Origin of the sequence: Lacibacter sediminis (assembly GCF_014168535.1) — a bacterium.
Taxonomy (GTDB): Bacteria; Bacteroidota; Bacteroidia; order Chitinophagales; family Chitinophagaceae; genus Lacibacter; species Lacibacter sediminis.
Map to the genome: position 1 here is coordinate 3525057 of NZ_CP060007.1, position 23837 is coordinate 3548893.

The 23837-nt window shown below is 39.5% G+C and carries 22 protein-coding genes; 2 read left to right on the forward strand and 20 right to left on the reverse strand.

All coding sequences use genetic code 11. The annotated features are described in order from the left end of the window. Positions 1 to 3: 3 nt before the first annotated feature. From H4075_RS14985 to H4075_RS15005, 5 genes are all read right to left on the reverse strand, one after another. Entirely contained in the window at positions 4 to 702 is a 699-nt protein-coding gene (locus tag H4075_RS14985) for an ABC transporter ATP-binding protein (protein ID WP_182801644.1), read from the reverse strand. A 3-nt stretch (positions 703 to 705) separates the two neighbouring features. Next, positions 706 to 1938 (reverse strand): nitrous oxide reductase family maturation protein NosD, encoded by a 1233-nt coding sequence (gene nosD / locus H4075_RS14990; protein ID WP_182801645.1) that lies wholly within the window; start codon positions 1936 to 1938, stop codon positions 706 to 708. Continuing rightward, complete coding sequence (locus H4075_RS14995; RefSeq protein WP_182801646.1) at positions 1938 to 2939, reverse strand: nitrous oxide reductase accessory protein NosL; 1002 nt, start codon at positions 2937 to 2939, stop codon at positions 1938 to 1940. Before H4075_RS14995 ends, nosD begins: the two co-directional genes overlap by 1 nt. 85 nt (positions 2940 to 3024) lie before the next feature. Next, entirely contained in the window at positions 3025 to 5016 is a 1992-nt protein-coding gene (nosZ, locus tag H4075_RS15000) for a Sec-dependent nitrous-oxide reductase (protein ID WP_182801647.1), read from the reverse strand. A 44-nt stretch (positions 5017 to 5060) separates the two neighbouring features. Continuing rightward, positions 5061 to 5537, reverse strand: coding sequence for a c-type cytochrome (locus H4075_RS15005; RefSeq protein ID WP_182801648.1), 477 nt, complete (start codon positions 5535 to 5537; stop codon positions 5061 to 5063). 218 nt (positions 5538 to 5755) lie between these two features. On the opposite strand from H4075_RS15005, the gene H4075_RS15010 reads away from it, so the two are divergent. After that, positions 5756 to 6370: a Crp/Fnr family transcriptional regulator gene (locus H4075_RS15010; RefSeq protein ID WP_255460202.1), complete on the forward strand. Its 615-nt coding sequence runs from the start codon at positions 5756 to 5758 to the stop codon at positions 6368 to 6370. Positions 6371 to 6434: 64 nt separating this feature from the next. Further along, complete coding sequence (locus tag H4075_RS15015; protein WP_182801649.1) at positions 6435 to 7685, forward strand: hypothetical protein; 1251 nt, start codon at positions 6435 to 6437, stop codon at positions 7683 to 7685. Between the two features lie 94 nt (positions 7686 to 7779). Here H4075_RS15015 and H4075_RS15020 read toward each other — a convergent pair whose 3' ends face one another. The 15 genes from H4075_RS15020 to H4075_RS15090 form a co-directional block, all read right to left on the reverse strand. Continuing rightward, a complete protein-coding gene (locus H4075_RS15020; protein WP_182801650.1) occupies positions 7780 to 8565 on the reverse strand; it encodes a hypothetical protein in 786 nt (261 codons plus the stop codon). A gap of 235 nt (positions 8566 to 8800) precedes the next feature. Beyond that, entirely contained in the window at positions 8801 to 9229 is a 429-nt protein-coding gene (locus H4075_RS15025; protein ID WP_182801651.1) for a hypothetical protein, read from the reverse strand. A gap of 62 nt (positions 9230 to 9291) precedes the next feature. Further along, on the reverse strand, positions 9292 to 10290 hold the full coding sequence (locus H4075_RS15030; protein ID WP_255460458.1) for a S41 family peptidase: 999 nt from the start codon (positions 10288 to 10290) through the stop codon (positions 9292 to 9294). 93 nt (positions 10291 to 10383) lie between these two features. After that, entirely contained in the window at positions 10384 to 11688 is a 1305-nt protein-coding gene (locus H4075_RS15035; RefSeq protein ID WP_182801653.1) for a S41 family peptidase, read from the reverse strand. A gap of 78 nt (positions 11689 to 11766) precedes the next feature. After that, positions 11767 to 12300: a dihydrofolate reductase family protein gene (locus H4075_RS15040; protein WP_182801654.1), complete on the reverse strand. Its 534-nt coding sequence runs from the start codon at positions 12298 to 12300 to the stop codon at positions 11767 to 11769. Between the two features lie 13 nt (positions 12301 to 12313). Beyond that, complete coding sequence (locus tag H4075_RS15045; RefSeq protein ID WP_182801655.1) at positions 12314 to 13756, reverse strand: serine hydrolase domain-containing protein; 1443 nt, start codon at positions 13754 to 13756, stop codon at positions 12314 to 12316. A gap of 110 nt (positions 13757 to 13866) precedes the next feature. After that, on the reverse strand, positions 13867 to 14637 hold the full coding sequence (locus H4075_RS15050; RefSeq protein ID WP_182801656.1) for a hypothetical protein: 771 nt from the start codon (positions 14635 to 14637) through the stop codon (positions 13867 to 13869). Positions 14638 to 14670: 33 nt separating this feature from the next. Beyond that, on the reverse strand, positions 14671 to 15870 hold the full coding sequence (locus H4075_RS15055) for a serine hydrolase domain-containing protein (RefSeq protein ID WP_182801657.1): 1200 nt from the start codon (positions 15868 to 15870) through the stop codon (positions 14671 to 14673). 31 nt (positions 15871 to 15901) lie between these two features. Next, on the reverse strand, positions 15902 to 16495 hold the full coding sequence (locus H4075_RS15060; RefSeq protein WP_182801658.1) for a hypothetical protein: 594 nt from the start codon (positions 16493 to 16495) through the stop codon (positions 15902 to 15904). A gap of 116 nt (positions 16496 to 16611) precedes the next feature. Then, positions 16612 to 17205, reverse strand: coding sequence for a DinB family protein (locus H4075_RS15065; protein WP_182801659.1), 594 nt, complete (start codon positions 17203 to 17205; stop codon positions 16612 to 16614). A 178-nt stretch (positions 17206 to 17383) separates the two neighbouring features. Further along, positions 17384 to 17962, reverse strand: a complete 579-nt coding sequence (locus tag H4075_RS15070; protein ID WP_182801660.1) for a Crp/Fnr family transcriptional regulator — start codon at positions 17960 to 17962, stop codon at positions 17384 to 17386. A 280-nt stretch (positions 17963 to 18242) separates the two neighbouring features. Further along, entirely contained in the window at positions 18243 to 18779 is a 537-nt protein-coding gene (locus tag H4075_RS15075; RefSeq protein ID WP_182801661.1) for a GNAT family N-acetyltransferase, read from the reverse strand. A 9-nt stretch (positions 18780 to 18788) separates the two neighbouring features. After that, positions 18789 to 19421: a response regulator gene (locus H4075_RS15080; protein ID WP_182801662.1), complete on the reverse strand. Its 633-nt coding sequence runs from the start codon at positions 19419 to 19421 to the stop codon at positions 18789 to 18791. Positions 19422 to 19490: 69 nt separating this feature from the next. Beyond that, a complete protein-coding gene (locus tag H4075_RS15085; protein ID WP_182801663.1) occupies positions 19491 to 20600 on the reverse strand; it encodes an acyltransferase family protein in 1110 nt (369 codons plus the stop codon). Positions 20601 to 20605: 5 nt separating this feature from the next. Next, positions 20606 to 23674 (reverse strand): ligand-binding sensor domain-containing protein, encoded by a 3069-nt coding sequence (locus H4075_RS15090; protein WP_182801664.1) that lies wholly within the window; start codon positions 23672 to 23674, stop codon positions 20606 to 20608. Positions 23675 to 23837: the final 163 nt, after the last annotated feature.

The window sequence follows — 23837 nt, forward strand, 5'->3', positions numbered from 1 at the left end:
TCGTTATTTCATGATTTGTGCAAAGGCCTTGGCTAATTTCATTTCACCTGTATCTTCCTGTAATTGTTCAAGCGATTTATGAAACTGTAATTTGCCATCCTGCATATAAATAATTTCACTCACCACATCATCAAGCTCGCTTAATATGTGCGATGTAATGAGAATGAGTTTCCCTTTTTGTTTTTCCCTGATGATCTTTTGTTTCAGTACTTCCGATGCCACAGGATCAAGACCTGCAGTTGGTTCGTCAAGGATCAACACATCGGGGTTGAATAAGAATGCAAGCGCTGCACTTACTTTTTGTCTTGTGCCTCCACTGAGTGTCCGCATTTTTTTCTGCATCATTTCGTTTAATCCAAATTCACTGATAAGTTCTTCATCTGTTGCTGCTGGATTTTTGCGAATGTCACGCATCATCGTAAATACCTGGGCAATGGTCATGTTATCTGGATAGCGACCGATCTGCGGCATATATCCTATGCGTTCACGATACATCCAGTTGTGCAGAATATTATGTTGATCGAACGTGATAAAGCCACTATCGGGCACCACCATTCCGAGAATTGATTTGATTAATGTTGTTTTACCACTGCCGTTAGGACCGATCAACGCAATGGTTTGCCCACGGTTGCAGGTGACACTCACATTGTCGAGCGCTTTTAATTTGCCGAATGTTTTTGTAACGTTACTGGCGATGATCATGGCTTAGAATTTAATTGGTTTCATCAGGGGTTCATCATCTTTTAATTCAACAGGTGTAATTACAGGCAACATTTTTTCCGCTTTATCCAACAGCCCAACAATAAAACTGCGGTAAAGCATCATACTGGAGTTGTTTTGTTCGCTGATCATCGAGAACATACTTACGGGGCGGTAAGGCACATCGCCAATACCATTACGGTTAAGATCATAGCCTTCGTATTTATCCCAGTAGTTCTTGAAAAATTTATTCAGCATCAATTCGCCGTTGGTAGCTACATCAAAAGAATTTGTTCGGAAATTATTATGCATGATATTATTCTCCATACAGCTCGCTTGTATCTTCAATGCCCATCCGTTATTTTCAAATGAATTTTTGATCAGGTCGATGCGGTTACTTCCTTCCATCATCACTCCCACTGTGTTGCGTTTGAACATATTTCCTTCCACATGGCTATCTGTAATATCTTTCATTAAAATACCATAGGCAGCCGTTCCCCAGTTATCAGCAAATGTGTTGTGATACATTTTAATTCCCTTGGAATACATCACTGCTACGCCTGCGCCATTATCAGTAAACCTGTTCGATATATATGAATTGGTATTGGAAAACATAAAGTGCAAACCATACCTCACATTTTTTGTACTGTTGTTCTGTTTGATGGTAGAGTTAGTAACAAACTCGAAATAGATACCATCACGATGACCGGTAACGTAATTGTTACTGATCTGCATACTGTCACTCTTCCAGCAATGAATACCGTTGCCGGAAGAAATTTCATCTTTCGCATCAGAGCTCAACTTATTACCTGTAATGATACAGGCTGTTGCATGTTGCGAGTAAATACCAAAATAGCTGTTTTGAAATTGATTGTTTCGTATAATCACCCGACGGCTTTCCGCTATACGCAAAGCAGCAATATCATTATAACTGCTGCGGCCTGCATTACGAAACATAAACCCTTCCACCACAACGCCATCTGCATTAATGGTAATGATCTCATATTTCCGTTCTCCATCAAGCACAGGGAAATTTATACCAAACAGTACTAATTTTTTGTTGATACTGATCTGCCCTTCTTTGTATACGCCAGCAAATACCATTACTGTATCGCCATCAACAGCCTGTTGCAGCGCTTGCTTAACAGAACGGAATTGCTGTGTTGTACCTACACGTAATGTGCGGGCTGAAACAGATGATAGGAAACAAAAAAACAATATGCCGGTGAGTAATTTCATTATTGAATAAGTTCTTTCCAATTAACAGGCACTCCCTTGAGATCCTGTTGAAATTTTTTCATGCTGTCGGCAACTGCAAATGCAGCTACATTACCACCCATCGGACTGCGTAACTGATCACCCTGCAACAGAAAACTTTCTTCCGCTTTTACCAGTTTTCCTTTTTCAGCAAAATCAACCAGGTAAACAGAAGCAATTTCAGTTGAAGGCACAGTACCTGACTTGATAAATGATACAACACAATGCACATCATCAAACTTGTACACTTTATTTTTATTCGTGATCACTTCAGCACCAAAACGCTGATCGCTGATCACCATCCTACAAAAATGACAGGCATCTTTTCCAAAAGCGATGGGCTGTGGTCCACTTGAACATCCCTGCATGGTTAACATCAGCAACAAAGAACCTGCTGCTGCAATATTTTTTGGCTTTACTTTCCACTCACGGTAAGCGAGTATTACAAGAATGAGTCCCACGCTAAGAAAAATATATCCTCCCACATCAGGAAAAGAATAAGCGCCAAAATTCAATAACTGTTTAAAGCCAATTAGTGGTGGTTGATAAGCCATTCCCGGTACAATGATGGCTGCAGCAGGATCAAGGTTATGACCGTAGTTGTATTCCCACCTGTAAAAATCAAACATGGCAATTACACCAAAGGCAATATAAAGTGCAGTCCACGTATAAAAGAACCAACGGCGGTTTACTAAAAATGTAAGCATGCCAAACAGTGCAAACGCTCCAATGAGATAGGGCAATATGGTAAACTCAACAAAATCTTCGGTGCGTAGTCTACGCATACCAATATAATGATTCAATCCGCTGATCACATCAACATCACCTGCCAGTTTATTCGCATGGATCTTTAATACAAGCCCTTCAGGATACTGCGGGGCAGTAAGATCAATGCGCCACATGGGCACAAAAATGACAACGAATAAAGCAATGCCGCAAATGAGCGATAACATCCTTGCAATTGGTGATAATGGCCTATTCATTGATCTGATTTTTTGTTCAAAAAGAAACAGGCCTGTTTTACCTGTATGGCAGCACAGGCCTGTTATTGATAATTATCCTCAACTTTTATTTGCTCGCTGGCTTTTCTGCAGCGTCAGCACCTTTCTTACCTAAACTGAATGACAGTGGCACATTACTTCCTGCTGGCGATACACGAAGGTAGCCTTGCATTTCCTGGTGCAATGCACTACAGAAATCTGTACAATAGAATGGGAATACTCCAACTTTTTCCGGCACCCATTTTAATGTTTGTGTTTCACCAGGCATAATGAGCAACTCTGCATTCAATGCACCTTTAATGGCAAAACCATGTGGTACATCCCAATCCTGCTCAAGGTTAGTTACGTGGAAATATACTTCATCACCCAGCTTAACACCTTCTATATTATCGGGTGCAAAGTGTGAACGGATCGATGTCATGTACACATGAATTTTATTTCCTTCACGCACTACTTTTGATTCTTTTTCACCTTTTGCTGCATATGGATGCTGGTTCTCATCAATCTTAAAAATTTTCACACTTTTGTCTTTGATCAACGATGCCGGCATTGAACCTGCATAGTGTGGTTCACCAATAGTTGGGAAATCGAGGATGAGTTGCATTTTATCGCCACTTATATCAAATATTTGAGCACTTTGTGTTAACTCAGGTCCTGTTGGCAGATAACGGTCTTTTGTGATCTTGTTATAAGCCACCACATATTTACCCCAAGGCTTTCTTGTATCGCCACCTGGAATTGAAAGGTGACCAATAGAATAATAAGTAGGTACACGATCAAGTACTTCCAGGCTTTTTACATTCCACTTTACAATTTCACTGCTCACAAAGAATGAAGTGTAAGCATTGCCTTTGTCATCAAACTCTGTATGTAATGGTCCGAGACCTGGCTTTTTTACTTCACCATGTAACGCTGCTTCGTATTTAATTACAGGAATGCCACCGTATTCACCATCGTAAGTTTTATCAGCAATTGCTTTCTGAATTTTTGTGAAAGAGAACACAGGAATGATAGCAGCCAGTTTACCACTACCTACAATGTATTCACCTGTTGGATCTGTATCACAACCATGTGGTGATTTAGGACAAGGAATGAAATAACAGATATCTTTCAATATTGCAGGATCAAGCACAGTTACTTCTGTTCTGATCTCATGCTTGGCTGAATGTGTTTTTTCATCCCATGTATTATGCGCATAACGCACTTGTTTTTTTACACCCTTACCCGCTTTCAGATACTCTTCTGCTTTTTTCCAGTTTACAGCAAGAATAAAGTCTTTATCACGTTGTGATGCATTTACTTCTAATAAGGTATTTGCCTGCTCACTATTGTAACAACTAAAGAAGAACCAACCATGGCTGGGTCCTTTACCTGCACGACTCAGATCAAAGTTTACACCTGGTAATAATAACTGGAACGCAATATCCATTTCACCATGTTCTTTACCAATACTGATGAAACTGATCACACCTTTAAAATTGTCTTTGTATGATTCAATAGGCACATCCTGGTTATCGCCAACAGGAATACTGAAACGTGTACCTGCTACGAGATACTCTGAATTCTCCGTAATAAATGGAGATGAGTGATTACCTGCGCTGTTCGGTATTTCAATGATCTCGGCTGTGCGGAAAGTTTTGTTATCGATCCTTGCAACACGAGGTGTGTTGTTACCGTTACCAAACGTCCAGCGTCCATCAATTTCACCATTTGTTTGAGAGAATGAAACGTGATGAAGATCATCCCATGGAACAAAACCATTTGAGGTCATCAACATAGGTTTTGATTCTTCGCTGTAACCGTATCCTTTTTCAGGATCAACAGAGAATACAGGAATCACACGAAACAAACGGCCGCTGGGCAAACCATACACACTCATTTGCCCGCTGAAACCACCGGAAACAAAATTGTAAAATTCATCGTACTTACCGGGAGCAACATACGCTTTTTCAGCAGAGCCACCGGCAGCAGCATTAGAAGCGCCTTTGGGTTTACATGACATCCATTGCAAAGCAACTAAAGCAAGCAGGATCGTCAACATTCTTTTAGAGCTGTTCATATTAATTGTATTAAGAGTTATTAGTAAGTCCTGGAATTGGCTGGTTATTTAACACCATCATTCTTACGCATGAATTCATACACATGTCTTGCGTCGTCGTCGGTTAAATTTTGGTTAGGCATACGAACAAGGCACAGCTCCAATTGAGCCATCGCTTTCGGATCCTTATTAAGCATTTCATCTACGTTAGTCACGAAGTTCATGATCCACTCAGGTTTGTGACGTGTTGTTACACCTTTCCAACCTGGTCCCACCAGTTTTTCATCGGTCAGTTTATGGCAGCTTCCGCATTTAACATCATATACCTTCAAACCAGCTTCCGCCATTACTTTATCCAGTTCAGGCTTTACATCTACATTGGTAAACTTACCGGCACCCCTTTCAGGATCGTAAGATGGGTTACCATTATCAGTAGTTGTTTTTGTGGTTGATTCTGTGCCTGATGTTTTATCAGATGATGTTTCATTATTACAAGCGTATACAAAACCTAGAAAACTAAAGACGATGAGCATTTTTTTCATGAGCTTATTTTTTAAGTTGGCAGATAATATAACAGGGCAAGATTACTATCACTTGAAACAGAACAATATGATTACAGTCATAAAAGAAACTGACTGATTACAATCAGTTAAAAGCAGGTGCTTTAAATTGAATGCTGCTGAAAAACTGACCAAAATCAGTTTAATGTTTGCCATTTATCAGAAGCAGAACATTACCTGCGTAGTATTTTGCAGCCATTATGCAGGCAACTACTATCGGTATTATTGATCTGGATCTGCTCCTTGCGTGGGGCGCAACCTTTCACAACCTTGACAAAGGACAGGTACTTTTTTGTGAAGATGATCCTGCACATTTCTATTACCAGGTAGTGGAAGGAAGGATTAAAATGTGTAACTGTAACGAAGAAGGAAAAGAATTTATACAAGGGATGTTTGAAGCAGGTGAAAGCTTTGGCGAACCTCCTTTGTTTGATGGCGGCGTTTATCCTGCCAGTGCAGAAGCCGACGAAGCATCAGTCGTTATTCGTTTACGAAAAGAAAATTTCCTGCAACTGCTGAAAGAAAACTTCGATATCCATTTTGGTTTTACACAAACACTTGCACGCAGGCTTCGTTTTAAATCATTGATCTCAAAAGAAATTTCATCATATGGTCCCATGCATCGTGTAAGCACGTTGTTGCAGGAGTATAAAAGAAGTAAAGGCATTGCGGATAATGAATTACTAAAAATAGAACTCACACGCCAGCAGATAGCCGATATGACAGGCTTACGGGTTGAGACAGTTATCCGTTCCATTCGTGAACTGGAACGAAATGGTCATTTAAAAATTGAACGGGGCAAAGTGTATTGCTGATATGAGCAAACGCATATTCCTGTATCAAATAAACAATTCACTTTGAGAAAACTTTCGCTGTAATATGACTTTCACACAACTATGGGCCAAACGGGCTTTCTTCAATTTTACATTACTGGCATTGGCAGGTGTATTACTGCGGTATAAAATTCTTTTCCCTTTACCACTGGTTGATCAAAAGCATTTATTGCACGCACATTCACATTTTGCATTTGCCGGTTGGGTATCGCTGGCCTTGTTCATTGGTATCATTCACCTGTTAAAACCAAACGAACAGCAGCAAAAGCAATTCAACAAAATATTATGGGCGCAACAGATCAGCAGTTATGGTATGTTGTGCACCTTTCCTTTCATGGGTTATGCTGCTCCTTCTATTTTCTTCTCTACCCTATCAATACTTGTTTCATTCTGGTTTGCAATGGTTGCGTGGAAAATGATCAGCAGCAACGCACAATTAAGTTTCGAAAAGAAATGGTTGTACACTGCCTTGATCAGTAATATTATTTCAGCAGCCGGCACATTTACGCTTGCTTATTTAATGGCTAATAAGATCATAAACCAGGACCTCTATTTTGGCTCGGTTTACTTTTATCTCCACTTTCAATATAATGGGTGGTTCCTGTTTAGCATTTTTGCTTTGTTCTTTTCGCAGATGAAAGAACGGATGCTGCCACAACACATACGCTTAACGAATCTTTTCTTTTACCTGCTGTTGCTTACACTTATTCCTGCATGGTTCTTATCCATGTTATGGATGCGTGTACCTGGCTGGATGAGTACGTCAGGTGCAATTGCAGCAGTAATGCAGGTCATTGCACTTTCAATTTTTATCCGATTATTAATACTAATGAGGCAGCAATTTCGACTTGTGTTTCATCCACCTGTTCATCTTTTATGGCTAATTGCAGTTGTGGCTTTTTCACTTAAAATAATCATGCAGGGTTTTTCTGCTATACCTGCACTCAACCAATACGCCTTTGGCATTCGTCCGATTATTATTGGATTTCTTCATCTTGTTTTGCTTGGCTTTGTGAGCATATTCATTATTGGCTACCTGTTGCAAAACCGTTTGGTTTATTTGCCAACAAAACTTTCCTTTGGCGGTTTATGGCTTTTTGTAGTAGCCATGTTTCTGAATGAACTTGTGCTTATGAGTCAGGGCTTAGCTGCAATTTTCTATAAACCCTTTCCCTTTAACAATGAATTGTTACTTGTTGCAGCATGCGGCATGTTCACAGGTTTGCTGTTGTTTTACCGGGAACAAACAAGCAAGTACGCTTCTCTGCAACCTGGCACACAAGTGATCAGCAGTTAAACTCATAATAACGTAAATAAAAAACCCGGGCAGGAATACCCGGGTTGAGACCAACTACTGTATGATTAAAAACTACTGTTATTATCTTGTACAATTAGAAATAACTAAAAGTTATGGCAGAGTTCACAGGTTGCTGACCCACAACTGTTGATTGCATTACTGCTGACTTGGGCACTCCGTTTGAATGATACTGGTAAGTATAGTTCACCGTTTCTTCCAGAATATTATTATCGTCCTTATGAATTTCCGTCAGCATATTATTAGGAGATGCCGGTACCCAAAGTAAATGCAACAGATCTTTTGCGGCGTAAAGCGGGTTTGGTTTATTATCGTAAGTAGATGTTACGGTGCCGCCAAAAATAAACAGATCAGGTTGCAGAGGATTTTGAAAGTAGAACTCTGTTTTTTCTACATTACCTGATGCGCTGTTTGTGAAAACAAACTTTAACCATGCTTCACCTGCTGCTGAGTTAATTTGAACTGATTTTAAAAAGTTGTTTTGGTAAGTATAGGTTGTAACGAAGAGTTCTATTCCAGACAATGTTTCGAATGAAGCTTCTGCCAATACACCGTTCTGGTAGATGGGCACAATGCGGATGTCTTCATCAGAAGTGATTTCGCTGATCTTTCCTTGTGCATTATAACTCACTTGGTAATTCACCAGATCGCCTGAGGTAACAAAGTCATTTTTTAAGGCAGCGGTTTTTATAGTACCGTTTGCGTTATACGTCAATGAAACCTGGTTGTCCGGCGCCGTAACTGATTTGAGTTTTGTGCTTGTAAACGCTTCTGATTTGTCTTTCTTACAAGAGCTGAAAATGAGTGTGGTGCTCACAACAAGAGCGAACAGCGTTGCTGTTGATTTAAAGCTGAATTTCATAATAATGATAAGGTTTAATGATTTATGACTTGACAAAGATCATTCAACTAACGTTGCACCGCAACCGCATAAATATGTGAAATAAAAAACCCGCTGTAAAGCGGGCCTAGGTGTGTTCTGTTAACAATTGTAAATCTTCTAATGATTAATATCTCAACAAAGATGTACTTCTGATAAAATTGTACCTATCGCATAATTATGTGGTTTGCATTTTCTTAACAACAGCGAACATTTTCTACAGATCAACCTGTATTAATTTATTTGTGACAGATGCGGGAATATCCTCACCGGTAGCGTTTAGTGAAATCCGGTTCAACGCATCTCTATACCTAATGACTTTACCAAAACGCAGTTTTTCTGAGTCCCGTACAATCTCAAACTTTTTGCTGATAAATAAAGGAGTTTGCATTAAAGGGTAAGCCCGCAACAATTGATATGGAATTAATGTATCCCACAAAACCATTTGACTGTTATTTGAAAGTTGTTTACTTACAGCTAAACGAACTTCAGCCTCTACCCCATTGTAAACCGGTGCAGAGTAATCTGCAGCCTGGAATACTTTAAACTCAACCGTTTGCAATACAGATACGGCTTTCGCAGGCGTTGGTTTTTTGCAGGCAATTAATAAAAGAAGAATAGTTGATGATAAGATTAATTTTTTCATTTTATACATTCTTGATTAGTAATTGAAATGGTTTAACTTATCTGATAAGACTACTGCTCTCGCTATTTATTTTGTTTTTTGATCCACATCACAGCTGTTTTCACTTTTTCATCTTTTGATAACAGCTGGAAATTATCACCGCCTTCAACTTCAATATCCGGCTTTATACAATCATATAATATCTTTCCCTGTCCGTCCTTAAGTACACTTACAGCAAGATTAAATCCCGCTGAAGGCAATAATTCAAAACCTTCGTTGCCACTTGTTAATCCCATACTTTCCTCCCCAATTAAAATCGTATTATTTCGAAATGTAAGTGCAGCCGCAGTGCATTCACCGGCGCTTGCAGTGGATGGCCCTATCAGTACAGCAACAGGCAAATCCGAATAATCGGTGAAGGAATTTATTTTAATTTTATAGTAACCGGTTATAAGACTGTCATTTCTGAAGAAAACTTTTCCTTCGCCTTCTTTTACAGTATGGGAATACGAATCACTAACAATACCTTCCTTAAAAAGGCTTCGTAACCCTGCAATCATTGGAAACATATTTCCACCCTGATTTAAACGCAAATCGATAATGATACCTTTTGGATTCCGTTTCATCATTAACATAATGGAATCATTGATCCTGTTTGCAATTTTATCTACGGATGCTGTGTCTTGAGCTACTATTACCGGAATTCTTAAAAAAGCAATGTCCGGGGTTATCATTTGGGCAACAATTTTCGGACCTTTCACTAATTCAGCTTCCGTAACGGCATTGATCTTGTGCAGGTTTCTGATTTTTCCTGTGCTGCGGAACATGGTGTCTTTATAAAAAAAAGCACCATGAACATCACTTAGCTCATTGTATAATTTTGTAAATACAAATCCGCCCTCCGCTACTGTTTTTACATTCGCCGTTTGTTCTTTCAGTTCCTTTTTTAACCCCGACCAATCAACTTTATGTGCATTCAATGCCTTTTGCTGCATAATACCGATCGTTGTATCAAGTAGAAAGTGTACTGAATCTTTAGCCGTTAACAACTGTGATGATGCAACAAACGGCATCATTATCACGAAAGCCAAACTTATTTTTTTAATGAACATGAAATAACGATTTACAATTATTAAACTAAATGATCAGTTATCTAACAGAGGGGTGTACTGAGCTCATTTTACTATTACAACTGAATTTGAATATCCATTTTCCATTTCTGTTTCTTTATTACCTGGATCAATGATCCACTGCCCGTCAATTACAAATTTGTACATGTGTTTGCCCGGTTCTGCAATCGTTTCAACGATCCATTCATCACCTTGCCTTTTCATTTTCGCAGAGGAAGCCGACCATTCGTTAAAACTTCCTGCCACCGAAACTTCTTTTGCATTGGCATAACCCTTCAACCGGAATGTAACTTTAGTAAACACAGGAGTTTCTTTTTCTACCTGTGCGATCAGGCGTATCAACTCATCTTTCCATCCCGGATCAGTTGATGTATTGAAACTGCTTTTCATTGCCAGTATATGTGCTTTCTGTAATGCAAGTCTTGGCATGATCAAACTATCAGGTTGCACACCAACCCCTTCCCAGTTTGTTTTGGTGATAGGATTAATAGCACGGCCAACAGGTAAAAACATATTGAAGTGCTTTGTAAGATTTACAGAGCCGCCGGGATTTGCACCACCACCTGTTACTTCGCCAATGATGGTTGCACGTTTTAAATTTTTAAGATCATAAGCCATTTCTTCAGCACCGGAAAAAGTACCACCGCTGGTTAAAATATAAATTGGCTTGTTGAGATATTTTTTGCCGGGCACTACTACCTGTGTCCATGTTTGTTGTGTAAAATTCCGCTCACGCCAGTAAAGATCATTTAAGTGCGTTTTATCAGTAAAGAAATAACTGCAAAGAAAAGGGATCACATTGTCACTCATGGCACCACCACAATGGCGAAAGTCGATAATGAGTGCATCGGTGTGCTGTACATAGTTCATCATGGCTGCGTAAAAATCACCGGCATATTCTGTTCCACATAAAAATTTAAAATCGATATAACCGATATTACCTCTTAAAACCTCCAGTTTCTTTACGCCATAGTTTTCAAAACGAAGAAATTCAGCATAGCCTTTCCGTTCTTCTTCCGATATCTGCATCAGATCATTGTTACGGTTTATAGCTAATGGCTCGGCCGAATAACGGATCGTTACATGCTTATCATGACAGATACTTCTTACATCGGTTGTTAATTTTGCAGCAAAAGCTTCAGCACTGCTAATTGTATCATAAGCTTTATTTGATTGCTGTTTTCGCAGGTGAAGTTCGATTTTCTTTGCTGTTTCAGGAAAGATGTAGCGCTCATTCATCAACTTAATAACACTATCGATCGCTTCTGATTTTTGTTCTTTTGTTACCTGTGCAGTGGCAGCATGAAGCGTAAGAAGTAAATAGATGACAAGGTTTATGACAGGCTTCATAAAAAAGATTTTACCAAATGTAACCAGTCAGTAATTGCAGCAGCACCACATGAACATGTGAAAAAAGGAGGACGCAGATCAGGCTTTTACAAAACGATAGTGAAGCTGTACGAGACCCGTTTCAAATTTTTTTACTGTTAGCAATTCGAGATTTTGTAAAGGAATTCCGGTACTAAACAATTTAATACCGTCACCAAGTAAAACGGGTATGTAAGAAAGATATAACTCATCAACCAACCTCTTTTTTAATAATTCATTCACGACAAATGCCCCTCCATCAATAAAAATATTCTTTCCTTCCTTCTTTTTCAGTGTTGTTATCAGCTCCGCAACATCACCATTGTGAAAATGGGTAAAGCCTTTCGTTTCCCGTTCTGTCCTTGTAATGACATAAGCATCCTTATCAGCATGTGGGAAAGGATAACCCATGGACAAAACTTTATCGTATGTATTTTTACCCAATACAACCGTATCAACTGTTGAAATGAAAGCGGCATAGCCATAGTCCTCTCCTTCTTTTTCTACTTTTGAAAGAAACGAAATATCCCCATCAGCTCCAGCAATATAACCATCAACACTTGCAGCAATATAAACAATCACTTTCCTGCTCATAAAAAATCTGATTTTATAACTTAGTGCTGATATTCTTCAGCATCATCTTTGCAAACTCATCTTCCGGATTAATTGCAAGCGCCTTATTGAACCATTCAGCAGCTTCCTTAAACTTTTTCTGATTAGCATACAATTGGCCGGTTACATTATACAAAGATGCTTCTTTTGGAAATTCCTCCCTCCCCATTTCAATTACTTCAAACGCTTTATCAAAGTCCTTCATCATTTCAAACATATCAGAGAACATGATATATACCCAGGGGTTTGGTGTTTTATCAAATCCTTTTTCTTTTAGAATGGATTTATAATTCGTACGCACATAGTCGAACCCTTTCTGCTCTGTTACTTCCATTAATACATTCTCAAGATACTTTTCAGGTTTGCGGGTGTCCTTACTGTAAAGAATACGCAAAATGTTATTTGTTACTTCACGTGGGTTCACCCGGTTATTGATCAATACAATCACAATGTATCCATCCTCCTTTACGATCTTGAGATCAGATGAAAAACCCTTACCACCTCCACTATGGCTGTAAGTCCTTTTCCCAAAATCTGTTTGTTCATCAACCCAACCAAAACTGTATTTATCTGCTCTGCCTGTTGCAACTTTCCCACTCCACATACTGTCACGCATGGTGGCCGAAAGAAGTTTGCCATTCAGTAATGCTTTTGCAAAACGATAAAGATCGATCACGTTCGACTGCATACCACCATCAGAAAAAGCAGGAAATTCTTCTGCTGCTGCATTGATAAATGTTTTTCCTGTGTAAGCTAAGTAAGGAGTTGCTTCATTTGGTGCAACAAAAGTTGCCGGATAATGAATGTATGAACGTTTGATGCCTGCGGGTTTGAAAATCCGTTCTTCCAGGTTTTGCATGTACGACTTACCGGTGATTTTTTCAATGATCTTCCCCAATAAAATAAACCCGGAATTCGAATAGTCGTGACGCTGTCCAACATAATCCAACGTTGGATCCATGGCTACTACATAAGGCATTACATCATTCAACGATTTCAGTTGATGACGCTCTGCTTCAAAATTTACATGCATCATATAGTTGCCAACGCCTGATGTATGTGTCAGCAGGTGCCACACTGTTATGCTATCTGCTTTCTTCACGTTGTATTCAGGAAGTATAGATGCGAGTGTTTGATCAATGGATAATTTCCCTTCCTGTACCAACTGCATAATAAGTGTGGCAGTAAAGGTTTTTCCCATTGAAGCAATATTAAAATTAGTAGCGATTCGGTTGGGCACCTGTTCTTCCCTGTTGGCATAGCCAAATGCCTGTTGATACAATACTTCATTATTCTTTGCAACAAGTACACAACCTGAGAACTGTTTGGTTTCTATATACTGCTGAATAAGACTGTCAACTTTTAATTTTTTATCTGCCGGAAGTTGGGCAAATGAATATTGCAGTCCGAATACAAATAAGAAGATGATAAGTTTCATAGTTTAAATTTAGTTGGGTGCATCAGCAATGACAACCACATGAATATGTGAAAAGGGACCTTTCACAAGATCCCCTTCTTAACCAACCGCTGCTGAAAATTGTAAATCAGTTATTGGTAGCTGTATGTAAATAATATTGGAACAGTACTTCTGTCGTCCTTATAAAGTTTTGTTGCAGGATAACCATCGGCATCATACGTATATTCAAATGTATTTGTTTGATATAGCTCCCCGTTAGCAGCATAATGTCTCATGCGGCCCGCATTGTTTTTTTGAAATACAACTGATGGCAGATAAACTAATCCTGAAAATGATATTTCCGGATTTTTAAAACGATCGTACTGATCATATACTGTACTTCCGCTTAAGACAAAAGGTCCATCGTTTGCCATTTTTAAATAGTACATCATCCGTTTCACATTTCCGTCAGCATAATATTCAAATGTCTGTTTTGATTCTTTTGGCTGATCCGGCTCAGGCTGACTAAACTTTTCCCTCCACTCGATCAATTGTCCCTTATTGTTATAGCTGTAGTTAATCACAGAAATCTCACTTCCCATTGGACGAAAATTTCTTACAACTTTTACCTGCTTTCCTTCTGTTTCATAAAAAACAGAACCACCTGGCGCTCCGGCTGTATTGATGACCCCATCGACATAAGAATAATTCACCGACATAACTGAAGTGCCGTTTCCATTGATAAACTGAATCGTGTGGTTCGTCAAAAGCTTATTTGCATCATAAGTAAACGAACGGAAATCAGTTGGTGATGAGGAAATTTTTGTGACTTGTTTTAACGGTCGTTGTGGCTCATTTACCGGTTTCTTGCATGAAGCAAGTAACATTATAATAATTCCAAAGCTCATGAAGGTGTAACGCATATAATTTCATTTTCAGGTTAAGAAATATTTTGATTAACGATAGGTTGCCACATAGCGGCACAGATCTATTTTCAGATCGCTAGTCCGGAATAGATACTCACCAAACAACTGCCTGCCGGCATTGATCGTAATAAAAATGTATGTATTATTTACAGGGACATATAGAACCTGTGTGGTGCCTCCTATGCCATCGCCTTCGTGTCCATATGTAACAGTAGGTACAGTTTTATTGTAACTCCCAAAATACTCAAGACCCAGGCCATAGTCGGGTTCTGTACTTTCTTTTCCCTGTATCCATGTGCGCATTTCCTGTAATGAAGCTGCACTGATGATATTTCCGTTGATGAGTGCTTCCATAAAACGGATCACATCAGTTCCATTTGCTGCAATACCGCCGTAACCTTCCAAACCTTTTGCAATGGTATTATTCCATTTAGTTACATTTTCGAGCTGGCCATTATTGTAACGTTCAAAATAGTAATTCGGGAAACCCAGATTCAGCATTTGCTGATCAGTAACTCCATAGAACGTTTTTGTAAGATTTAATGGCTGCAATATTTCTTCCTGTAAAACCTGTGCATAGGGTTTATCGCTTGCTTTTTCTACAACCCATTGTAACAATGCGTAGCCGCTGTTGCTATAGAAAAAATCTGTTCCAGGTTCAAACAACGCAGGCTTATCGTAAATAAATTTTATTTTTTCTTTAAGACTCAAGACCGTAAATGGATTGTTGAGTTGAAATAATTGAAAAGAAGGTTCGACTGTATGATTTCTTAATCCACTGCTATGATTCATCAATTGACGAACAGTGATCTTATCGCCGTTTGCAATATGCTGTAATATATCCTGCGAAATAAAATCAGCTATACGTGCATCAAGATTCAATATACCTTTCTCTTTTAACCGCAACGCAACAGTGGCCAGGTAGGTTTTTGAAATACTGTAAACCCATGCCGTCATATTATCCGACATAGCAGTTTTTGTTTCAGGTTTTGCATACCCGCCGTTTGTAATATACCAGCCATCGGCATTCTTCACCATTACCTGGGCACCCGGTACACCTTTGGCAATATGTTTATTCAGAATAAAATCGAGACTGTCTTTCATTGGGTGATTCTCATTCTCTGGTAACGAGCCTGCAACCGGAGTAACAGCGGTGCTATATACATCCTGTCTGCACGAAGCTAAAAGAAATAAACAGGCTACGGCCACAACGATCGAAAGATGTTTCATGATCATTCAATTAATAAGTTGAGTGTGTGAGTTATTTTTTTGCTGAATATTTTACACCCAGCAGAAAGAAAGAAGAAGGCAATGGTGTAAGATCAGGTGTGTACTTAAACAATGCATTTAACTGGTAAGAAACATAAGGTGTAAATCTACCCTTTGCTGTTTCTATTCCACGGTAGCCAATGCTTACCTGTGCTGGAAACTGAATAACAGTTTTTGTGGCTTTACCTTCAACCCATTCTGTACCATTCCATTTTAAGGGCTTTGAAGGATAAAATGAAAATTGATACCCAAGACCTGCACCAATTCCTAATTCAATTTTTTTTGCAACAAGAGGTGTGTAGTTGAATAACAGTTGTGTAAACAACGCATCACCTTGCTGCATGTGCCTGTTATAGCCTAATCTTAATGTTAGTCCAATACTGTTTTTTACATTCAAAGGTTGCTGCACTCCTGCCATAAAAACAGGTTGTGTTCCTTTTAACTCTGCTTTGAGAAAGGGAGCATAATAGGTTTGCAGGCCGCCTGCTACGTCAAACCCAAGCGGCTTTGTTCGTTGCTGGGCCGAAAGATTGAATGCCCCCATCGTAAAAAGAAAAGAAAGAATGATGATAAGGTTAACTTTCATGATAAGGTTTATAAGCTGCAAAGTTTCCAAATAAAAAACACATGCACAACCACATAACAATGTGATAAAAAGAGATGTGCTCTTTCAATCACATCCCGTTGATGACAAGATTTAACTCAGGCAGCTGATAAAACCGACAAGCGATTTTGCTCAACCTGTTTCAAGGTGTTTTCGATTTGCAGGAAGTGCCGTTGCTCGTGTGCAATAAAGAAACGGAAGGTGTCGCCCAGTTTTAACTTAATGAGCTTTGTAAGTGAAATAGGAACACGGTTGTAATCAAGATTAGCTGTTCGTGCAATCTGCAACAGGTTCAGCAAATGATGTTGATGATTGATAAACTCAGTCAACATTGCCACAGCATCGGGCTGAGCAGAGGGAACAGCATTGGCAGGTGATTTCATTTTACTTTTAATATGCTTATCTCCTGTTGGCTTCATGAGGTTGGTAAAATAATTACCGAGCCAGCCGGGCGTAAAGTTTTGGTTAGGCCCCGATTGATTAAGGTGCAGCCTTTCTTCTATTGCTGTAATGTAGTAACGGGCATAGATATTCAAATGTTCCAGCACCTGGGCCACGCTCCACTTACCGGGTTGAGGTTGTTGTGTAAGCAAAGCCTGATTTGTGTTTTGCAGAGCTGTGCACTGCAAAAGTATTTCACGAACATCGCTTTGTAGAAGTTCAAGCAAGGTATTGCTGTTGATCTGTTTCATGTGTTCTTTTTTATTTTTTTAGCCACATAGTATATCCATAAAAATCATCGTCGCTGTTGGTATAAATTAGCTCGATAATTTTTATGGATATATCATGCTTCTGAATTTTATACAAATTTCAACTGAAGCAACAAGATGATTGTTGGTAAAAACCAAGATTTACAAAGCAGGAAAAAAATCAGAGTTTAACGGAGCCCAGCAGTTTGCTGAAATTGGTAGCATCCATGCCGAGATAAGAAGCAATGTATTTGTGCGGTACGAGGTTGAGAATATGTGGGCTTCGTTGCAGCAACGTCCTGAATTTTTCTTCGTTGGTAAAACACTGCAACTCGATATGGCGCTGCAATGCACCTTTCAAAGCATAAGCTGTGGCCTTGAACAATAATTGCTGAATAGCCGGTGAAGATTTTGCCAATTGATCTACTGCATCATATGAAATACGCAGGAAACGACTGGCCGTTAATGTTTCAAGAAAATATAGCGATGGGGTTTGAGTAAGAAAGCTATCAGCCACTCCGCTGAAAGAAGGAGGATAAGTAAACACGATCGTGGCTTCTTTGTTGCCATCACCTATGTAAAAAGCACGCTGTAATCCTTCCAGTACAAAATAAAGATGGCGTTCTGTTTCACCGGCGGCAGTAAGAATTGTTTTCCGCTTCACCGTTAACGGTTGCCAGCCGGATGTAAAACGTTCCAGCTCCGCTACAGGTAGTGGATAGATCTGTTGAACATATTGTTTCAGCAATTCAATTTCCATCCCGCTAAAGATAAGCAATGGGTGCTATGCAAAAAAGCAGATCAGTTATTTTCGGGATTACCTGTGCAGTTGATCAGCAGGTAACCAAATCCGGTTCCTGTTGGTACAACATAGATATGAGCCCACATTAAGTCGTTCATAAAAAATGATTTTAATAATGATATAAACGAAACTGATGTGAAGATAGATTGCAGATACCCCGAAATCAATCGCATAACTGTGTGAATTGAGGAAGCTGTTGGTTGAAATGATGTGATGCAGCATCACATATTGTTGTTGTTTAATGAGCAGGATTAAACATTGCGTAGTAGATCAGATCAATATAACGGTTGTTTTTCAGTTCACTTTCCCTGTGTGTGCCTTCGTAACCAAAGCCAAGTTTCTCAAGGAGCTTTATACTTGTATTATTTCCTCCTTCAACAATCGCTTCAATACGATGCACATCAAGTTGTTCAAATGCGTAACGGCAGATGGCTTTCACCGCTTCTGCTGCATACCCTTTTCCCTGCATTGCAGGCAACAGCCAATAACCGATCTCAACACACCGATGCTGCGGACGGTAGTTATTTAAACCACCATTGCCAATAACAGTTGAAGGATCATCTTTTATGCAGATGGCCCACCAGGTTCCCGTCCCTGTTTCATAAATTGAATTGTAAAAATCGAGTTGTGCCTGCACTTCTTCCAACGAGTAATAAGCAACCGACATGTGTTGATTCACCAGCGGATCGCTGTAGCCTTTTAATACATCAGCCGCATCCGTCTGTTCTACTTTTCGGAGTAGTAAACGTTCGGTTTGTAAAACAGGGAAACTCATCAGACAAATTTACAGCAGCCTGTCTTTAAACGCTTTTGCGACCGCTTCACTTTTTGAGTTGACGTGGAGCTTCTCGTAGATCTTTTTGATATGGCTGCGAACGGTATCAATGGAAATAAACATTTCAGAAGCGATCATCTTGTAGCTAAATCCATCAACCAACAATTGCAACACCTGTTTCTCCCGATCACTTAAATTATAATCATCGTTTTGAGAGGTGTTCACTTGCGAAAACATTTTGAGCACCTGTGTTGCAATGGATGCTGTCATTGGAGCACCACCACTGGCTGCTTCTTCAATATACTCGAGCAATTTAGCCGGGGGTGTTTTTTTGAGCACATAACCATTGGCACCATTACGAATCGCTTCAAATACATTTTTATTATCGTCGAATACGGTCAGCATTAGTATTTTAACATCGGAATTTTTTGCCCGAATCTTTTTCAAACCTTCAATGCCATTTGTGCCGGGCATATCAATATCCATCAGGATCACATCGGGTTTCCACGCTTCTACTTCATCGGTTACATTGTCGCAATTTTTATAGGAAGCCAACACAGTAAATCCATCACTCCCGTCAATCAACATTGTAAGACCTTCACGCAGCTGTGGATTATCTTCATACAGCACTACTTTTATCATGTTATTATAGTTTATACAAATTTAATATTAACCTTACCGCTGCCAATCACATAAATATGTGCTTGTTCATCAGAATCCTCGTCCGCCTGTCAATACCGCATAGACTCTTGGAAGAAACCGGCGCAACAAACTTCCTGTCCAGATACAAAAACACAACGTAATGAACGGTATAACCAGGTAACAAAGCAAACGGTAATAAGGAATCATTGAACTGTTCATTAATGCCCACTTCATTACATAAGGTAACAAAGGAACATGCATACCAAAAATGAAAAACGAAAAACCACTGGCATAATGAAACCATTCTTTTTTATTGAACCAGTGGATTACTTTATCGGCTCCAAACCAAATGGCAATAATACCGGAAAGAACTGCTGTCTGGTGTATGATAATGAGCGTAATTATTGATGGCCACACATCATATTCAAGTTCAAAGGCCAGGAATGTTTTTATAACCGATAAACCGATAAAAAAAATCAATGCTAATCCCAGGCTGAACCATTTTGGTTCCGTTTCAATGGAGAAATTCCGCTTCTGTATCCATACACCCAGGGAAAAGAAAAACAATCCACGAAAATCAAGCAAGGGTACATTTATCAAGGTTACAAAAAATAAGAGGAAGGTGAAAGGCAGCCAGATATAGGGCACCTTAACAACTAACCAACGCAGAACAGGATAACAAATGTTAAACACAAACAACGACATAATAAACCATAACTGGTATGAAATGGGGGCAAGTGTTAACCGCTGAAACATGCCAGCCCAGCCAATCTCCGTATAAGGACGGTTATCACCCATCTGATCAATTCCTGCAGCTGCAACTACATTTGCAGTATAAGGAAACTGTTGTAGCAAAAACGTCAACAATAACCCAAACGAACTCCAGATAAAATAAGGGATAATTAATGTGCGAAATCTGTTCTTTACCTGTTGCGAATAGGGCCGGTGATCGTAGGAGGCATAGAGATAACCGGAGATCATAAACAACAAAGGGATACGAAAACGAAGCAACCCGTTGGCAATAAAATATTCGAAAAATGTGGTAAATGTGAGGGGCTCATTTACTGTACTGAAAGGTGCGAGATAGGTATTGTTCAAATTGTAACCATGCACATATGCCAGCAATGCGATACATACAAACGTAAAGAATCTGAATTTCTGACTGAGTGAACGGGTCATGGCAGTTAATTAAGTGGCACTGTTAATCGTACTTCAGTTCCCTCTCCCTCTTTTGATGTGAGTTGAAGTTTACCATGCAATGCATCGGTACGCTTTTGCATATTACCCAAACCATTCCCTCCATCCGCATCTTTTACATCAAAGCCAACACCATTATCTTTTACCAGCAAGATCAATTTTCTGTTCTCCACAAATACATGCACAATTGCTTTGCTGCACTTTGAATACTTGGCTGCATTATTCACAGCTTCTTTAAAGATGAGGAAAAAATCCCGGCGACCTTCCATATCGATCTTTGCTTCATTTACCTCCTCACTTGCTTTAAACTCAAGATCAATTTCCTTTGCTTCAAATACGTTCGTGGCAAACTCACGCATGCGTGCCACCACTTTCTGCATGGTATCATTAGCCGGTTTAATGGCCCACACAATATCATCCATTGCTTCCATCATGCGCTGACTGTTATCACTGATCTTATTAATGTATTCACCCGTCTTCATGGCATCAGAATTCAATTTTGCTTTGGCCATTGAGCTCAGAATGTTGATGGTGCTGAGTGTGCTGCCCATATCATCGTGCAGGTCACGTGCTACACGATTACGGATCTTCTCCACTGCGATCAAACGGTTAAGACGAAGCCTGTGCATGCTGTAAGCAATCATTGCTACAATTAAAAGCAGCGTTGAAATAAACCACTTTGTTCGCCAAAAAGGAGGTTTTATAAATAGATTTAAACTGCTGATATTTTTCGAAACCATCCCGTCAAGACTTTCTGCCTTTACTTTAAATGTATAATGGCCGGGAGCCATCTCTGTAAATGGAACAGACAAACGATCAGCCCTTATCCAGTCTGTATGCAGGCCGTCCATTTTATAATAGTAAATAAACTTGTCCCTGTTCTTAAAATCAAGACAGGCAAAGCTGATGGTGAAATTATTCTGATCCGGCATCAGTCTTATCTCAGGTAAACGTTGTAATGAATCGAGCAATTGGTATTCATTACCCAACAGGAAATCAGTTAACGTAACATCAGGCGGCGGACTGCTTCTGCGAAACACATCCGGTTTAAAAAACAATAAACTGTTTACACCTGCAAACATTACATAACCCTCGCTGCAGATAAAATCAGCTTTATCAGTAAGTTCTCCCATCAAAATTCCATCCTTGCTGCCGTAACTTGTAAACCGTTTTCGTTTATGATCGTAACGTGATAATCCTTTGTGTGTAATGATCCAGAGATAACCATTCCGATCGAGCCGTAAACGTTTGATGGAGTTTGAAGGTAACCCTTCACGCCAGGTAATCTGTTGCACTTTACCTGTTCTTTTATTGATGATATTCAACGCTTCTGTTGATGCGTAAATAATACTATCGTTCAACTGCTCAAGATCATAGCAGGTGTTGGCAAATAATTGCCCATCGCCTTCTTCCGTGGTATAATGCTGCTCAACTTTATCTGTAATGGTGTTGATCGCATACACACCTTTATCCTGTGTTGCAATCCATGCCCAGCCCTGTTTATCAATTAAAATTTTGTAAATGATTGCACCTCGCCCCAGATCAAGCACAAGCTTATAATCTGTTCCATCATATTTAATAATTCGTCCGGCCTGTGTACCAAACCATAATTTTTTTTGCTGATCTTCTGCAATATAACGGATGGTACGATCTTCAAAAATTTCAGGACGTTGATATAATGTTTTACCTGTTAGAGGATCATGAATCATCAAATGCCCCCCTTGGCAACCAATAAAGATTTTTCCGGTTGTCTTTTGCTGGCACATGCTCCAGGTTAAACGATAATCGTTTGCCTTCCGTTCATCCATTGAAGGCATGTTTTTATAAAGCGGCGAAGGATAAGGTTTAAAACTTTTATCGAGTGTGATGATACCTTTACCCCAGGTACTCAACCAATAATCACCGTTCTTTAATTCTATCAAATCAGTTACACTGTAGTAACCCGGCAAATTCGATAAATAGATATTTGCAATATCAGTAGAGAATGTTGAAGTATAATACAACCCCTGATCAGTTGCGATCCATAACACACCATCCATGTCTTCAAACAACTGATTGACCGATCCATAACGGATGCCGTAATTATCGAGGTACTGTGTGCGGTGAAGCTGAAAACCTTTATTGATGGTATTGTTCCTGTTATCGAGACTGTAAAGATTGCCTAAACCATAAATCCATAAAATACTATCTTTTGTCTGGTAAAAACTTCTCAGCTCTGCATAGGATGTATTAACACCTGTAAGACCAGCCGTATCATTCAATGGATATTTACCTGATGCGTCAAAACAATGAAACTGTTGCCCGATTGGCCAGTTAAACACCCAATGCCTGCGTTGCTGATCAATATAAAATTCAGAAACATTTGATTGCACTTTTTCGTTGTTCAGGAGAGCAAGGTTTGCAGGATTATAATGTTTACTCCACATTTGTTTACTGGCTTCATCATACACAGCCAGGCCGCTATCACAAACGAGCCAGTATTGTTTTTTCAGTTTATCATGAAAGGTATTGGCTGTACTTTTCCAGTTTTTGGGCAATTTATTAAGTGCTGTATTTTCTGTAAATGCATTAGCAGCTTTATCATACTTCACAATTTTCCCGTATTGATGAATGCTGATATAGGTGTCACCATAAGCATCCTGCCACATTTTAAACTCCGAACGAGGGGGCAATGGTGCCGATGTTTTAACGGGCACTTTGCGATAACTGTAAGTAGCAGGATTAAAAATGCCAACCTCCTTAACTGAATAAGCCGCCAGCCACATGCTGTTACTATCAGCTGGCAATATCTGGTTCACTGTAACAGTCGGTAAGGGATCACCCTTTGTACCATCAGGACTGAATGTAACAAACTTGGCACCATCGAAGCGTTGCACACCATTACTTCCGCCCACCCAGATATATCCTTTTTTATCCTGGTAAATACTGAAGAGAACATTTGATTGTAAACCGATACCGTCATCGGTACTTATCCGGTTGAATGCATAAGAAAATCGCTGTGCCGAAACCGGAAGCACAGCAACAATGAAAAAAACAAAGGATACAATTACTCTCATGCGGTTGATACTTCTTCAAATGTAAACAACCGTTTTAATATTCTGCAACCCTGCTCACAAAACCACATGATTATGTGGTGGCTTTGCTGTAACCAATTTAAAATGCAGTTACAGCAAGGCTTTCGGCCAATGAATTTCAATTCTACCCGGCCGCATCAACATG

Coding starts and splice junctions, on each gene's coding strand:
- H4075_RS14985 (WP_182801644.1), bottom strand. CDS start 702: ATGATCATCGCCAGTAACGTTACAAAAACATTCGGCAAATTAAAAGCG.
- nosD (WP_182801645.1), bottom strand. CDS start 1,938: ATGAAATTACTCACCGGCATATTGTTTTTTTGTTTCCTATCATCTGTT.
- H4075_RS14995 (WP_182801646.1), bottom strand. CDS start 2,939: ATGAATAGGCCATTATCACCAATTGCAAGGATGTTATCGCTCATTTGC.
- nosZ (WP_182801647.1), bottom strand. CDS start 5,016: ATGAACAGCTCTAAAAGAATGTTGACGATCCTGCTTGCTTTAGTTGCT.
- H4075_RS15005 (WP_182801648.1), bottom strand. CDS start 5,537: ATGAAAAAAATGCTCATCGTCTTTAGTTTTCTAGGTTTTGTATACGCT.
- H4075_RS15010 (WP_255460202.1), top strand. CDS start 5,756: ATGCAGGCAACTACTATCGGTATTATTGATCTGGATCTGCTCCTTGCG.
- H4075_RS15015 (WP_182801649.1), top strand. CDS start 6,435: ATGACTTTCACACAACTATGGGCCAAACGGGCTTTCTTCAATTTTACA.
- H4075_RS15020 (WP_182801650.1), bottom strand. CDS start 8,565: ATGAAATTCAGCTTTAAATCAACAGCAACGCTGTTCGCTCTTGTTGTG.
- H4075_RS15025 (WP_182801651.1), bottom strand. CDS start 9,229: ATGAAAAAATTAATCTTATCATCAACTATTCTTCTTTTATTAATTGCC.
- H4075_RS15035 (WP_182801653.1), bottom strand. CDS start 11,688: ATGAAGCCTGTCATAAACCTTGTCATCTATTTACTTCTTACGCTTCAT.
- H4075_RS15040 (WP_182801654.1), bottom strand. CDS start 12,300: ATGAGCAGGAAAGTGATTGTTTATATTGCTGCAAGTGTTGATGGTTAT.
- H4075_RS15045 (WP_182801655.1), bottom strand. CDS start 13,756: ATGAAACTTATCATCTTCTTATTTGTATTCGGACTGCAATATTCATTT.
- H4075_RS15050 (WP_182801656.1), bottom strand. CDS start 14,637: ATGCGTTACACCTTCATGAGCTTTGGAATTATTATAATGTTACTTGCT.
- H4075_RS15055 (WP_182801657.1), bottom strand. CDS start 15,870: ATGAAACATCTTTCGATCGTTGTGGCCGTAGCCTGTTTATTTCTTTTA.
- H4075_RS15060 (WP_182801658.1), bottom strand. CDS start 16,495: ATGAAAGTTAACCTTATCATCATTCTTTCTTTTCTTTTTACGATGGGG.
- H4075_RS15065 (WP_182801659.1), bottom strand. CDS start 17,205: ATGAAACAGATCAACAGCAATACCTTGCTTGAACTTCTACAAAGCGAT.
- H4075_RS15070 (WP_182801660.1), bottom strand. CDS start 17,962: ATGGAAATTGAATTGCTGAAACAATATGTTCAACAGATCTATCCACTA.
- H4075_RS15075 (WP_182801661.1), bottom strand. CDS start 18,779: ATGAGTTTCCCTGTTTTACAAACCGAACGTTTACTACTCCGAAAAGTA.
- H4075_RS15080 (WP_182801662.1), bottom strand. CDS start 19,421: ATGATAAAAGTAGTGCTGTATGAAGATAATCCACAGCTGCGTGAAGGT.
- H4075_RS15085 (WP_182801663.1), bottom strand. CDS start 20,600: ATGACCCGTTCACTCAGTCAGAAATTCAGATTCTTTACGTTTGTATGT.
- H4075_RS15090 (WP_182801664.1), bottom strand. CDS start 23,674: ATGAGAGTAATTGTATCCTTTGTTTTTTTCATTGTTGCTGTGCTTCCG.